This window comes from Ancylobacter sp. WKF20, from assembly GCF_029760895.1.
Lineage (GTDB): Bacteria > Pseudomonadota > Alphaproteobacteria > Rhizobiales > Xanthobacteraceae > Ancylobacter.
Genome location: NZ_CP121679.1, coordinates 3,903,302 through 3,915,889, shown reverse-complemented (window position 1 = coordinate 3,915,889; position 12,588 = coordinate 3,903,302). Strand labels below are relative to the sequence as shown.

The 12,588-nt window shown below is 65.4% G+C and carries 12 protein-coding genes, 1 tRNA gene and 2 pseudogenes; 7 read left to right on the top strand and 8 right to left on the bottom strand.

Annotated elements, in window-relative coordinates; all coding sequences use genetic code 11:
• The first annotated feature begins 104 nt into the window (after window positions 1-104).
• Together AncyloWKF20_RS18110 and AncyloWKF20_RS18105 are read left to right on the top strand one after the other, a co-directional pair.
• Complete coding sequence (locus AncyloWKF20_RS18110) at window positions 105-995, top strand: LysR family transcriptional regulator (RefSeq protein WP_279315351.1); 891 nt, start codon at window positions 105-107, stop codon at window positions 993-995.
• A gap of 159 nt (window positions 996-1,154) precedes the next feature.
• Window positions 1,155-2,096, top strand: coding sequence for a D-2-hydroxyacid dehydrogenase (locus AncyloWKF20_RS18105; protein ID WP_279315350.1), 942 nt, complete (start codon window positions 1,155-1,157; stop codon window positions 2,094-2,096).
• A 289-nt stretch (window positions 2,097-2,385) separates the two neighbouring features.
• Here AncyloWKF20_RS18105 and AncyloWKF20_RS18100 read toward each other — a convergent pair.
• Window positions 2,386-2,499, bottom strand: a pseudogene (locus tag AncyloWKF20_RS18100) (transposase); the annotation flags it as partial.
• A gap of 142 nt (window positions 2,500-2,641) precedes the next feature.
• On the opposite strand from AncyloWKF20_RS18100, the pseudogene AncyloWKF20_RS18095 reads away from it, so the two are divergent.
• Window positions 2,642-3,105: pseudogene (locus AncyloWKF20_RS18095) on the top strand (transposase); the annotation flags it as partial.
• Between the two features lie 39 nt (window positions 3,106-3,144).
• Here the strand turns inward: AncyloWKF20_RS18095 and AncyloWKF20_RS18090 are convergent.
• The 3 genes from AncyloWKF20_RS18090 to AncyloWKF20_RS18080 are packed head-to-tail and all read right to left on the bottom strand — an operon-like array spanning window position 3,145 to window position 4,688.
• Window positions 3,145-3,750 carry a TlpA disulfide reductase family protein gene (locus tag AncyloWKF20_RS18090; RefSeq protein ID WP_279315349.1) on the bottom strand — a complete coding sequence of 202 codons (606 nt, stop codon included), beginning with the start codon at window positions 3,748-3,750 and terminating at the stop codon, window positions 3,145-3,147.
• Window positions 3,743-4,222, bottom strand: coding sequence for a hypothetical protein (locus AncyloWKF20_RS18085; RefSeq protein WP_279315348.1), 480 nt, complete (start codon window positions 4,220-4,222; stop codon window positions 3,743-3,745). The genes AncyloWKF20_RS18090 and AncyloWKF20_RS18085 overlap by 8 nt, the downstream gene beginning before the upstream one ends.
• Window positions 4,223-4,256: 34 nt before the next feature.
• The gene (locus AncyloWKF20_RS18080; protein WP_279315347.1) at window positions 4,257-4,688 is read right to left on the bottom strand and encodes a DoxX family protein; all 432 of its coding nucleotides are present in this window, start codon (window positions 4,686-4,688) and stop codon (window positions 4,257-4,259) included.
• A gap of 111 nt (window positions 4,689-4,799) precedes the next feature.
• On the opposite strand from AncyloWKF20_RS18080, the gene AncyloWKF20_RS18075 reads away from it, so the two are divergent.
• Window positions 4,800-5,714: a LysR family transcriptional regulator gene (locus AncyloWKF20_RS18075; protein WP_279315346.1), complete on the top strand. Its 915-nt coding sequence runs from the start codon at window positions 4,800-4,802 to the stop codon at window positions 5,712-5,714.
• A gap of 205 nt (window positions 5,715-5,919) precedes the next feature.
• Here AncyloWKF20_RS18075 and AncyloWKF20_RS18070 read toward each other — a convergent pair whose 3' ends face one another.
• The 4 genes from AncyloWKF20_RS18070 to AncyloWKF20_RS18055 form a co-directional block, all read right to left on the bottom strand.
• Entirely contained in the window at window positions 5,920-6,168 is a 249-nt protein-coding gene (locus AncyloWKF20_RS18070; RefSeq protein WP_279315345.1) for a LysR family transcriptional regulator, read from the bottom strand.
• A 232-nt stretch (window positions 6,169-6,400) separates the two neighbouring features.
• A tRNA-Arg gene (locus AncyloWKF20_RS18065) sits at window positions 6,401-6,477 on the bottom strand.
• Between the two features lie 115 nt (window positions 6,478-6,592).
• A complete protein-coding gene (locus AncyloWKF20_RS18060; protein ID WP_279315344.1) occupies window positions 6,593-7,867 on the bottom strand; it encodes a glycoside hydrolase family 2 TIM barrel-domain containing protein in 1,275 nt (424 codons plus the stop codon).
• 58 nt (window positions 7,868-7,925) lie between these two features.
• A complete protein-coding gene (locus tag AncyloWKF20_RS18055; protein WP_279318020.1) occupies window positions 7,926-9,308 on the bottom strand; it encodes a HAMP domain-containing sensor histidine kinase in 1,383 nt (460 codons plus the stop codon).
• An 867-nt stretch (window positions 9,309-10,175) separates the two neighbouring features.
• Between AncyloWKF20_RS18055 and rpmH the strand changes: the two genes are divergently transcribed.
• From rpmH to yidC, 3 genes are all read left to right on the top strand, one after another.
• Window positions 10,176-10,310 (top strand): 50S ribosomal protein L34, encoded by a 135-nt coding sequence (gene rpmH, locus AncyloWKF20_RS18050; protein WP_013165198.1) that lies wholly within the window; start codon window positions 10,176-10,178, stop codon window positions 10,308-10,310.
• A gap of 63 nt (window positions 10,311-10,373) precedes the next feature.
• Window positions 10,374-10,784: a ribonuclease P protein component gene (rnpA, locus tag AncyloWKF20_RS18045; RefSeq protein ID WP_267584133.1), complete on the top strand. Its 411-nt coding sequence runs from the start codon at window positions 10,374-10,376 to the stop codon at window positions 10,782-10,784.
• Window positions 10,774-12,582 carry a membrane protein insertase YidC gene (gene yidC, locus AncyloWKF20_RS18040; protein WP_279315343.1) on the top strand — a complete coding sequence of 603 codons (1,809 nt, stop codon included), beginning with the start codon at window positions 10,774-10,776 and terminating at the stop codon, window positions 12,580-12,582. The genes rnpA and yidC overlap by 11 nt, the downstream gene beginning before the upstream one ends.
• Window positions 12,583-12,588 lie beyond the last annotated feature (6 nt).

The window sequence follows — 12,588 nt, the reverse complement described above, 5'->3', positions numbered from 1 at the left end:
TGCTGGACGATGGCCCGAGCGGGTCGCGTCGGTGTCAAGACCCCTTCGCCAGGCTACCGATGCTTCGGAAGGAAGCGTGCCTGCGAGCTTGATGGAATGTGCGCATGAGCGATCACGACCTCCTGTCTCTGAAACTGTTCGCCTCGGCGGTCGAGCTCGGGAACATCGCTCACGCGGCCAGGACGAATAACATCGCGGCGTCTGCCGTGAGTAAACGGATCTCGGATCTGGAATTTGGCACCGGCACCATGCTGCTTTACAGGCGGCGTGACGGTGTTGAACCAACGCCGGCGGGGCAGGCACTTTACCGACGTGTCCGGGAGCTCTGCGAGGTCCTGAACCGACTGGATGCTGAGGTCAGCGAGTATTCCAGTGGGTCGAAGGGGCTTGTGCGCATCTTCGCCAACACCTCCTCGGTTACGCAGTTTATTCCCGAAGATATCGCCGATTTTCTACGAGGCCGCCCAGATGTTCGGATCGACCTAAGGGAGGAGATCAGTACAAAGAATGTAGAAGCCGTCGCCAATGGCGCAGCAGATATCGCCGTTTTCTCTGGACATGTATCACATTCCGGCCTGGAAACGAGGATTTATCGACGCGACACGCTTATGATTGTTGCCCCCAAGGATCATCCGTTGACAGCATCGAGGAGCGTCCAGCTTGTCGATACACTCCAATATGATCAGGTCGGCCTTCAAGAAGGCAGCTCCATTCAATCCAAGGTCATTACGGAAGCCTCGGTCCTTGGCGAGCGTGCCCGCTTCCGCGTCCACGTCCTCAGCTTCGATGCCGTTCGTCGCATGGTGGAGGCGGGTCTTGGCATTGCTGTACTGCCCCAGGGCGCCGTCTATCCCTATCTCGACTCCATGGACATCGCCGCAATCGAGTTGAATGAGCCGTGGGCCACGCGCTCCCTTCTCCTCGGATATAAGGACTATATTTCGCTTCCTCTGGTGTGCCGCCTCCTTATTGAGCATCTCGCGCCAGGAGTTTAAACGAGCCAGCAGGTCACACCGCGTTCAGCCCTCTCGATCCTGTGCCATCGCCGTCCAAGACGCCTGCCGACGCCATCGCGCAATGGCAAGACTTGTGTCGGATCGTCATTTTGTGTTCCCGACACGATGCATGCGGCAGACGCTGGAAAGGGCTCGCTTGTGACCTTAAAAATCGCTTTCCTTGATCGGGGATCGCTCGACGCCTCCCTGCGCGCGTTCTCTTTCCCGCACGCCTATCAAGAATACGAATTCACGGCGGCGGATCAGATTGTTGAACGTCTGAGAGACGCCGATATTGCCATCGTCAACAAGGTTCCACTGCGTTCCAACACACTGCGTCAGCTACCTCGGTTGAAACTGATCGCCGTGGCGGCAACCGGCACCGACATCATCGACAAAGTTGCGGCGACACAGCAGGGCATCGTGATCGTCAACATCCGTGACTACGCTTTCAATACAGTGCCGGAGCACGTGATCGCTTTAATGTTTGCTCTGCGCCGTGCGGTTGTGCCCTATGCCAACTCGACTCAAAAGGGTGACTGGAACAGATCGCGCCATTTCTGCTACTTCGACTACCCTATCCGCGACATTGCAGGCTCGACACTTGGTATTGTGGGCTATGGCAGGCTCGGCAAATCAATAGCAAAACGTGCCGAGGCGCTCGGCATGGCCGTCATCGCCTACGACATCTTCCCTCAAGAGGGGCTTGTCGACTTCGAGACGATCTTGCGGGAAAGCGATGTGATAACACTTCATGTGCCACTGACTGAACAGACCCACCATATGATCGGGCGGAGTGCATTCGCCTTGATGAAGCCCGATGCAATTCTGATAAATACGGCGCGCGGTGGCCTGGTTGACGAGGTGGCGCTCGCCGAGTCCCTGAAGGCGGGAACCATTGGAGGGGCGGCCTTCGATGTGCTCAGCACCGAGCCGCCGGCAAATGGCAATGTGCTGCTCGATCTTGATCTGCCGAACCTTATCGTTACCCCACACGTCGCTTGGGCAAGTCGGCAGGCCATGCAGATACTGGCCGATCAACTCGTGGATAATATCGAGGCCTATGTTAACGGCACGCCACAGAATGTCGTCTCCTTGTAGGCCTCGCAACGATGCCTGGGAATGGGCGCTCGACATGGCGCGCCGGATTGATCGCCAGGAACCCGCCATCACACGCCGGTCGCGCGACGCCAAACACTTCCGCGAGTTCGTCGCGCTCCACCGTCGCGACATGGCCGAGGTAAGGATCAGGATCGGCCGTTCCAGAACTCACGGCGCCCGCCGCAATCCTGCCGGCCACATAGGAGGTCGCCGCGTCATCTGCCAGAGTGACCAACGCGGTTCGCGACGGAGAGGGCATCAGCCCCGCGTTCTTCTTGCGCCAATTTTAGAACGTAGCGTCGCTTATGGCGGCCTTCCGGCAGACCTCCGGAACAGGCGTTCCCTCCTCAGCCTGGCGCAGGATGAAGGCGATCTGCGCCTCCGTGAACTTCGACTTCTTCATGCCGAAAACTCCATCGCAGCCCATGCTGCTAAACTGGAATTTTCCAGCAAAGACCGGTCCAGGAAACCGGAGGCAGGTCAATGAAACTCAGGACTCTCCCTCAAACCGGAGGAGAAAAGGGGCTCAGGTCACTGGGGTCGCCCTGAAGTCGAAACGCCATCCGTTGGTTGTGACGGATGAGGACTAGGAGCACATAGCGCTTTTAATGCCGACTCCCGGACACCGGGTGCGCTACCACGAGATGTAATTCCGGGAAATCATCAATGTGGTGCGCTATCTGGGGCGTTGAGGCGGACGATGACGGATGCTGCCGATCCATTTCGGTTCCTGGCACTCCGTCTACGGCGGGTTCCACAAGCTGGCACGCCGCTTCCTCTTCCAGACCATCCACGATGTCGAACTGATGCTCGACCGCCAGCGGGATGGGCGGGAGGCAAACGGCACGGCGGCCGTGATGGCGCGCAAGGGTTCGAAGTTGTGCCGCGCCGCTGAGGCATCGCGCGCACCTTCGGCGGGATGACCGGATGGCGCGGCTTCGTGCGTGACTATGACAGCCGCATTGACGTCTCAATGGCGATGATCTTCGTCGACATGGGCGAAAATTTGGCCCTAAGATATGCCCCACTGAATTTCCAAATGGGTTGTCTAAGCAGCCACGTAATAGTCCAGCAGCCGCTGCGCGTCGGGAGTCAACCAGTCGGCCACGCCTTGGATATATCCGGCGATCTTAGCCGAGGGGGTGATCAGATAGGTGACTGGCATGCCCATGACCCGCAGCGGCGCGCTGGCCTCCCCCGCCTCGCTCACCAGCGTCCCGGCCTGGTCGCGAAAGACCGGCAGTGATCTGACGTCGAGCTTGAGCAGATATTGCTCCAGGCTCTGACGCGCCACCACGCGGTCGGTGCAGACGGCGGCTACCGCCACGTCGGGCCTTGCCGCGTGGAAGCGGGCCAGCAGCGGCAGATCGATCTGGCAGGCGGCGCACCAACTGGCCCAGATATTGATAAGCATGACTTTCCCCGCCGGCGGGACGAGGGGCGCCGGGCGGCCCTTGAGGTCGGCGAGCATGACCGTGGGCAGAAGGCTTGCCGGCTCCAGTAGGGTGAATTGCCACCGCTCGGAGCGGAATACGGGCGGGCTGGCGGCGGCTTGCGCGTGCGCAGCGCCCAGCGGCAGCGCGGAAAGGCTGATGCCCGCCAGCACTGCCCGCCGGGAGGGGCGGGCGCGGGCGGCCGTGGCGTCTTCAACCATGGAGGAAACTCCAGCCGGCTTCCTGTAACTCCATCACCCGGCCGATGCCGAACGGGACGATGCGGGCGCCCGGCAGCGGGGCGATGGCATGGCCCTCCTTCTGTTCGGCAATCAGGCGGGAGGAGTCGCACATGGAGAGGGTCAGATGCGGCAAGGCCTTCTGAAGCGCTGCCAGCGGCTGCTTGAGCGGCGAGATATCGTCGCGCAGCAGTTCGATGCCGCTGCCATTGGCGACGATCTCGATCTGCACTGCTTCGCTCTTCATGGCATAGGCACGGGAAATGTTGGCGGCATAGCTGATGGCGTGTCCCATCACTGTGCGGTCATTGGAATCCACCAGGATCACCAGCCGGTGCGCCTTGGGCACCGGCTGCGCCGCGGCGCGGGCCCCTGTCAGATAGCCGAGGCCCAGGAGTGCGGCCGCGCCCGCAATCATGAGGGCGGCGAGGGCGGCCAGGTACAGTGCCCTCATGATGCGTCTGCCTTGTGTGTGTGCCGAGCGAATGTCAGGCGCGCGGGGTGATCGGGGCGGCCTTGAGGCGGCCCCACAGCACGAAGGCGGAGAGCGCGAACAGCACCACGTTCAGCGGCAGTACAGCAAATTCGCCACGCATGGCATGGAAGCAGAAGGCCAGGGCCTGGAGCACAACGCAGCCCAGAGCGGCGGCGACCGTCAGTTGCGGCTTGATGCGGGTGAGCGCGGGGAGAAGGATGCCGATGCCGCCGGCCAGATCGATCAGGCCGATGATCCGCACGAAGGTTGCGGGCAACTGCCCGGTCCAGGGCATCATGGCCGAGAGTTCGGGGATGGGCGTGCTGATCTTCATGACGCCGGACATGCAGAACAGCCCGGCGACGGCGAGCTGGGCCAGCCAGATGCTGGCGCGAAGGAGTTTTCCTGGCGACGGGGTGGCGACGGTGGCGCGGGCAAGCGGCATGGGGAAGCCCTCATGGGTGTGGCTGCGAGAGCTACAGGATGGCCTTGTCGGCTTATCGAAAAAACCGGCATAGTGACGATGTTCTTTATCGGAATATCTGATGGAGTCCGCATGGACTATGATGGCCTCTCCCTCGATCAGCTGCGCGTGTTCGTAGCGGTGGTCGAGACCGGCAGCTTTTCCGCCGCCGCCCGCACGCTCAATCGCGCCCAATCGGCGGTGACCTACGCCATCCAGAAGCTGGAAGGGCAGATCGGCACGGAGGTATTCGATCGTTCCGCCTATCGCCCGACCATCAGTCGCGAAGGCCGGGTTCTGCTGCCCCAGGCGCGTCGGATCGTCGAGGATGTCGGCCGCTTCCGGGCCATCGGCCGCAGCATGGCGCAGGGCCTGGAAGCGGAGGTGCGGCTTCTCGTGGGGGTGGGGATACCCGCCACCTTGATTGCGCCCGCCTTATCGGCGTTCCGCGACAACTTTCCCACCGTGCAACTGCGCCTCACCACCCTGCCGTTTTCCATGGCATTCGGGCGTGCGTTCCCCGGCGTCCTGCCGGGCGAGGCGGATATCCGCATCCTGCCGGATTTCTTGCTGCCGCAGGATGTGGTCCGCCGTACCATCGTCGAGGTTGAGTTGGTGGCGGTGGTCGCGGCCACCCACCCGCTCGCGGCTATCCACGCTCCGCTGGATGAGGATGCGCTGCGCGACCATGTGCAGATCGTTCTGAGCGAGCAGGCGGAGGCGCGGGTCGGCGATGACCGGCGGGTGGTGGCCCTGCGCATCTGGCGGGTCACCGATCCCGCCGTCCAGCACGGCCTGATCCGCGCCGGCATCGGCTGGGGTAGCCTGCCGCTGCCGCTGGTGGCGGAGGATCTTGCGGGAGGACGACTCGTTGGCCTCGACTTCGCCGAGGAGATGTCCGCCCGGCGGGAGACCCGTTTCGCCATTGCCGCGGTCCACCGCCAGGACGAGCCCCTGGGTCCCGCTGGCCGCTGGCTATTCGAGCGGCTAGGCGAGCGGCACGATTGAACCTGCCCCGGGCGCGGGCGGATTTCAGCGAGGAGAGGCATCTCTGCCCGTTCGACTTGGCACCGCCGAACTCGTCCGGACATCCACGCCACTCAGCCAGGAGGGGCTTTCCGGTTGTCTGCTCAAAACGGTGAGATTTTAGAACGGGCCAATTTCAAGATGACCCTCCTCGGCCCGCCCGAGCACGGCCGCTACTATCGTTGCTTCACGAATCTGATCGAGCGCCCGGCGGGTGCGGTTCAAAAAGCGCTCCCGCCATGGTGAGGTTCACGCCGATGGAATCGAGGATGAACAGCGACTCACCGATCTCATCCAGGTCACGCACGCGCCGGCTGGTGGACGAATCCTCTAAGTCAACTGCCAGCACCGCCTTGCGGAAGCTTCCGTGCTCGACGGCGGCCACGAAATAGCGCAGGTGTTGCAACTTGATCGAGGTGGAAAGCGGCGCAGCCATCCGGGCTCCGGCGCCCCAGTTCAATGCAACAATACTAACGTCGCTGTGAGCGGCGAATTGGAACCTTAGTTCCGTGGTGGCTTATCCGCAGCCAACACGCCGAGATGCGACTGAGCGCGAAGCAGTATCCGCCCGTCCAAAACCGGCTTAAAAACCGGCTTAACTCCCCAAATTAAGCCGGCAGACAACGCCCCGAAGGGGTTAAAATCTCAATATTTTCAATGACATAGAATGGCGCGCCCGAAAGGATTCGAACCTCTGACCCCCAGATTCGTAGTCTGGTGCTCTATCCAGCTGAGCTACGGGCGCCCGGCTTCCCGGAGGAAGCGTCTCGCAGCAGGTTTACTGCGGCGAGGGCCCGTCTGCTAACCCGTTTCGTCGGAGGATGCAAGACGTCTCGGTGACATACGCGCTTGTCCACAGCTCAACGGATCGCGAAGGGCAGATTGGCGGTGGCGGCGGCGCCGCGGCCGTCGAGCACCTCGACGAACAGGCGGTAATGGCCGGCCGGCAGGTTGCCGATGCGCGCGCCGGTGGGGCGGGCGGCACTGACGGCCTCGGGATAAGCCCTTGGCAGATCTTCCTTATCGCCACCAATGCCGCGCACCGCGCTCTCCGCCATGACGGTCCAGCGGACCTCCAGGGGGTCGCCATCGGGGTCGATCACATCGAGCGTCACGGCGCCGCCCTCGGGGCCCCAATCGGCAAAGGGGGCGCTGGGATTGCCGGCGACGCGGAGTGTGGCGATGCGGGGGGCGTGGTTGCCGCCCGGCACTGGAGCGCCCCAGGATTCCGCCATGGATTCAAGGGGTTCGGTCCATTCGCCTGATGGCAGGAACAGGCTGTGGAAGGTCGGCGTCACCTCCTGCTTCTGCCCCCAGAGAAACGTGATCGCGCCGGCCTGCTGATCGGCTAACGCCCTGAGATAGCGACGGAACTGGATCGCCTTCTGGGTCGAGGAGGGCTCGAACGGGGCGCCCCAGGGGGTGGTCGCGGCCTGCCATTGGCCCAGCGCCCCCATTTCGGCGATGACGATCGGACCGGTCCAGCCCTGCTCACGCGCCCGCGTCGCGACGGAAAAAAGCGCGTCGCCATAAGAGTTTATGCCGAGCACGTCGATGCTGGGGGCCGCCTTGCGCAGGTGAGCGGCCTTGTCGCCGCCGACCTCGGCGAGCACCGCCATGGTCGGGTGATCCGGGTCCAAGCCCTTGACCATGCTCGCGATTTTTTCAATCTCCGGCCAGACCAAGGCGGGGTCAGCCAGATCCACCTCGACCTCGTTGCCGATGCCCCACATCAGCAGCGCGGGATGATTTTTGTATTTATTCACAATGGCTTGCAGCTCATCGCGCTGGCGGGCGACGAAGGCGGGGTCGGCATAATCGGCGCCCTGCCGGGGCTGGCCGACCCAGAGGCCGACAATGAGCTTGAGACCGGCCGCCTGAGCCTCATCGAGCAGCGCGCCGGGGTCACCGCCATAGGAGCGAATGGTCGTCGCGCCCAATGATTTCAACAGGTTGAGCCGCCCCTCCCCGGCCGCGCCGCGCACCGCGAAGGGCGCGCCATCGACGCGAATCTCCGCTCCCGCGACGCTCACCTCGGCGGCCTGCACAGGGTGGAGTGTCAGTGCAGTGAGGTGGACGATCAGGCCGAAGAGACCGAGTGAACGACCAATGAGACCAAGCCGGCGCCGGCTCATCGACGCGCTACCCGGCCCCTCGGCCAGGACACGCCCCCGAGCCTCGCCCGCCCGCCGCTCAGCCATGCGACCGGGCGGCACGGTGGGCTTCGAGATCGACCGGCCGGTCGGGCACCCGCAGCTGGAAGGTCGCCCCGATCGTGCCGGGCACGAGCTGGATGCCGCCACCATGGGCCTGCATCAGCTCGGCGGCGATGGCGAGGCCGAGGCCGGTGCCGCCACGCCGGGCGGAGCCCTGGAACGGCTCGAACAGATGCGCCTGCGCTCGCTCGGGCACGCCGGGGCCGGTGTCGGCCACCTCGATGATGGCGACGGTGCCCTCGCGCCGGCCGGTGATGCGGATCTGGTCGCGGGCGGGGTCGTTGGGCGCGCGGGCGGAGAGCGCCTCCATGGCGTTGCGCGAGAGGTTGAGCAGCACGCGGAACAGCTGGTCGGGGTCGGCGTCCACCTTCATGCCGCGCTCGATGGACGCGACCCAGCCAATGGCCGGCGCTTCCTCGCCGCTGCCCCCTAAGCCCAGCGTGTCGCGGACCTCGGCCACCAGCGGGGCGAGCGCCACCATGCGGCGCTCCGGGGCGGGCTCCTGTGCCTTGCCGTAAGCGAGGGTGTGCTCGCAATAGGCGATGGCGCGGTCGAGCGCGGCCTCGAGCTTGGGCGCGAAGCGCTGCACCGCCGGGTCGCGTATGTCGGCGAGGCGGTCGGAGATGAGCTGCACGGAGGAAAGCAGGTTGCGCAGGTCGTGATTGATCTTGGAGACGGCGAGGCCGAGCGCGGCCAGATGGTTCTTCTGCTGCAGCGTCTCGGTGATCTGCCGCTGCATGTCGACGAATTCGCGCTCGGCGAGGCCGATCTCGTCCATGCGGTCGGCCGGGCCGAGGGCGGGGGCGGGCACGGCCGGGTTCTCGCGGAAGGCGATCATGCGCTGGGTCAGCCGGCGCATCGGGCGCACGAACATCCAGGCGAGGCCCAGATAGACCAGCACGCCGGTGAGCGCGGCGATGACCAGCGACACCAGCAGGATGTTGCGGGTGAAGCGCAGCATCGCCTTGCGCAGCGGCGTCTCTTCCAGAACGATTTCGACGAAGCCGCCGCCGCGCGGGGGCGTGCCGACCACGCGGATGATCCGCCCGTCGGAGGCCATCAGCGTCTCGAAGGCCTGCGCCACCGCCTGCACCGGGTCGACATCGCGCAGATCGACATGCAGGTCGACCTCGGGCGGCATGTCGCTGGAGGCGAGCAGGCGGCGCGTGTCATCGCGCTTCAGCGCGACGGTGATGGCGCCGACGCTGCCCAGCAGCTCGCGGGTGAGCTGGGGCGGGATCATACCCTCGGGCGCGGCGTCGAGCACCAGCGCCGCCGTGCGCGCACCGGCAAGACGGTCGGACAGCCAGTTCACCCGGAACGCGGCGATGGACGGCACGATGATGAGAATCTCGGCCATCAGCACGAAGGCAAGGGTGAAGGCCAGCAGCTTGCCGGACAGGCCGAGATAGCGCGGGATCGGCGGGCGGCTGCCGCGGGACGTCGTCCGGGAGGGACGCGCGACATCGCCGGCCGCCCGAGGCTCGGGCAGGCGCGCCGCGTCACTCACGCGTTCCAGCCGGTCTTCCATCCGTCCCTTTCCCGGGCGAACCGCCAAGGGGCTCGCCTGTCGATACTACACCGCCCGGCCGCCGATGCCGCGCGTCAATCCTGGCGAGACTTCCGGCGACGATTCACAGCCAGCGCCCACGCTCGAATCGCGCGCGCAGCACAAGGCGGGAATGCGGCGCCGGCACGGCACGTCCCGATCCGTCAACCGTTACGAAATGGATACGTCGCGGCGTCCGCACTGGATGCCGGCGCCCGCTCCCACCCGCTCGTGCCGATCCACGCCGGCCGTTCCCTGCCTGCACACCCGCGCCGACCGGCGCGCCCCGTGCCGGAACATTTATGGCGTCCGGCCCGGCACGCCAGAGTCGGCCCGGCATTTTGTCTCCCGTCTTCCACCGATGCCCGGTCGGGACCGGCCGTGATGCTCAGGGGTGCCGCCCCAGCATTGCGCGGGGGTTGCACGCGGCGCATCGCCCCCGGCACACGGCCCCGTGCGCCACCGTCGCGCCCGGGCTCGCCAATGGCTGGCGGGAGCGTGTCAGTTGAAGATTGACTTGGCGCAACGCGGACCCTATAAGCCCGCCAACCTCGGCTGCCCAGCGGTCGGGCTGTTCCCCGCATGTGCGCGATTGCGCCGCGACTGGTTTCGCGGCCGGCCGAATGCGGAGGGGCATTCCGGTCCGGGCAGCGTCAACGAAACAGCGGAGAGATACCCGTGAAGCGCACTTATCAACCGAGCAAGCTCGTGCGCGCCCGCCGGCACGGCTTCCGTGCGCGCATGGCGACCCGCAACGGCCGCAAGATCATCAATGCCCGTCGGGCTCATGGCCGCAAGCGCCTGTCCGCCTGATATCGTTCTGCGGCCCCACATGGCTGGGGCGCGCCGCCCTGCGGCCTGAGGATCGGCGCCTTCATGCACCGGCTCGTCAAGCGCAAGGACTTTGTGGCCGCAGCCTCCGGGCTGCGCGCCAATTCCGGCCCGCTGCTGCTGCAGGGCCGTGATCGCGCCGATACGGCGCCGCCCCGCATCGGGCTCACCGTCACCAAGAAGCACGGCAATGCCGTCGAGCGGAATCGCATCCGCCGGCGCCTGCGCGAAGCCGTGCGCGACGCCCTGCCGCGCGCGGGGCGCGACGGTTTCGATTATGTGATCGTCGCCCGGCGCGCCGCGCTGGCAACGCCCTTTTCCGACCTCATCAACGACATAGAGCGGGGCATTACCCGCCTCCACTCAGGAAGCCGGCGCCGGCCGGCTGCCGCGACGCCTGCGCCCGCGCCGCTGCCCGAGGCCGCGCCGACAGAGAGATCTGCCTATGACCAGTGAAAACCGCAACATGATCGTCGCCATCGTCCTGTCGATGGCGGTGCTGATCGCCTGGCAGTTCTTCTCCGGCGTTCCACAGATGGAGCAGCAGCGGCAGGCCCAGCAGCAGGCCGCGACCACGGCAGCGGCGCCGGATGGCTCCACCGCCCCGACGCCGGGCGGCGCCACCGCGCCCACTACCGGCACGGGCGCGCCGGGCACTCTCACCCGCGCCGAGGCACTGGCCCGCGCGCCGCGCGTCATCATCGATTCGCCGCGCCTCATCGGCTCGGTCAACCTGCGCGGCGGGCGCGTGGACGACCTGTCCCTCAAGGATTACCACGAGACGGTGGACCGGCAGAGCCCGATCATCGTGCTGCTCTCGCCCTCGGGCGGGCCGACCCCGTTCTACGCCGAGTTCGGCTGGGTACCGGGCGCGGGCTCGACCGTGAAGGTGCCGGACGCGCAGACCGTGTGGACCGTCGCCGACGGCGCCAAGCTCACCCTCGACACGCCGCTGGAACTCACCTTCGACAACGGCGCCGGCCTCACCTTCCGCCGCACCATCTCGATCGACCCGAACTACATGTTCCACGTCGTCGACAAGGTGGAAAACGCGACCGCCGAGCCGGTGGCGCTGCACCCTTACGGCCTGGTCTCGCGCCACGGCACGCCGCACACGCTCGGCTACTACATCCTGCATGAGGGCCTGATCGGTGTGACCACCGAGGGCGGCCTGCACGAGATCAAGTACAAGGACATCGCCGAGCGCAAGACCGAGAGCTTCGGCTCGACCGGCGGCTGGCTCGGCATCACCGACAAGTACTGGGCGGCGACCGTCATTCCCGGCGCGGCCGAGAAGGTTCAGGCGCGCTTCTCCGCCAGCCAGGCCGGGCAGGATCTCGCCTACCAGACCGACTTCCTGGGCGATGCCGTCACCGTCGCTCCCGGCGCCACCGCCGAGACCGACGCCCGCCTCTTCGCCGGCGCCAAGGAAGTGCGCGTGGTCGACGGCTACCAGGCCGCCTACAATATCGACCGCTTCGACCTGCTGATCGACTGGGGCTGGTTCTACTTCATCACCAAGCCGCTCTTCCTCGTCATCGACTGGATCTATAAGGGCGTCGGGAATTTCGGCGTCGCCATCCTGATCGTGACGGTGCTGCTCAAGGGCATCTTCTTCCCGCTCGCCAACAAGAGCTACGCCTCGATGGCGAAGATGAAGGCGGTGCAGCCGGAGATCCAGGCACTGCGCGAGCGCTATGGCGATGACCGCGTCAAGCTCCAGCAGGAGATGATGGAGATCTACAAGAAGGAGAAGATCAACCCGGTCGCGGGCTGCCTTCCGATCCTGATCCAGATCCCCGTCTTCTTCGCGCTCTACAAGGTGCTGTTCGTCACCATCGAAATGCGGCACGCGCCGTTCTTCGGCTGGATCAAGGACCTCTCGGCGCCCGACCCGACGACCATCTTCAACCTGTTCGGCCTGATCCCGTGGGATCCGGGCGCGGTGCCGGTGATCGGCCACTTCCTGATGCTCGGCGTGTGGCCGATCATCATGGGCATCACCATGTTCGCGCAGATGAAGCTCAACCCGGCGCCGCCGGACCCGACGCAGAAGATGATCTTCGACTGGATGCCGCTGGTCTTCACCTTCATGCTGGCGAGCTTCGCCTCGGGCCTGGTCATCTACTGGGCGTGGAACAACACCCTCTCGGTGATCCAGCAGTCGATCATCATGCGCAAGAACGGCGTGAAGATCGAACTCTGGGACAATGTGAAGAGCCTGTTCGTCCGCAAGAAGCCGAAGGCCGGCTAGGTGGCG

Coding starts and splice junctions, on each gene's coding strand:
- AncyloWKF20_RS18110 (WP_279315351.1), top strand. CDS start 105: ATGAGCGATCACGACCTCCTGTCTCTGAAACTGTTCGCCTCGGCGGTC.
- AncyloWKF20_RS18090 (WP_279315349.1), bottom strand. CDS start 3,750: ATGGTTGAAGACGCCACGGCCGCCCGCGCCCGCCCCTCCCGGCGGGCA.
- AncyloWKF20_RS18085 (WP_279315348.1), bottom strand. CDS start 4,222: ATGAGGGCACTGTACCTGGCCGCCCTCGCCGCCCTCATGATTGCGGGC.
- AncyloWKF20_RS18080 (WP_279315347.1), bottom strand. CDS start 4,688: ATGCCGCTTGCCCGCGCCACCGTCGCCACCCCGTCGCCAGGAAAACTC.
- AncyloWKF20_RS18075 (WP_279315346.1), top strand. CDS start 4,800: ATGGACTATGATGGCCTCTCCCTCGATCAGCTGCGCGTGTTCGTAGCG.
- AncyloWKF20_RS18070 (WP_279315345.1), bottom strand. CDS start 6,168: ATGGCTGCGCCGCTTTCCACCTCGATCAAGTTGCAACACCTGCGCTAT.
- AncyloWKF20_RS18060 (WP_279315344.1), bottom strand. CDS start 7,867: ATGAGCCGGCGCCGGCTTGGTCTCATTGGTCGTTCACTCGGTCTCTTC.
- AncyloWKF20_RS18055 (WP_279318020.1), bottom strand. CDS start 9,308: ATGGCCGAGATTCTCATCATCGTGCCGTCCATCGCCGCGTTCCGGGTG.
- rnpA (WP_267584133.1), top strand. CDS start 10,374: ATGCACCGGCTCGTCAAGCGCAAGGACTTTGTGGCCGCAGCCTCCGGG.
- yidC (WP_279315343.1), top strand. CDS start 10,774: ATGACCAGTGAAAACCGCAACATGATCGTCGCCATCGTCCTGTCGATG.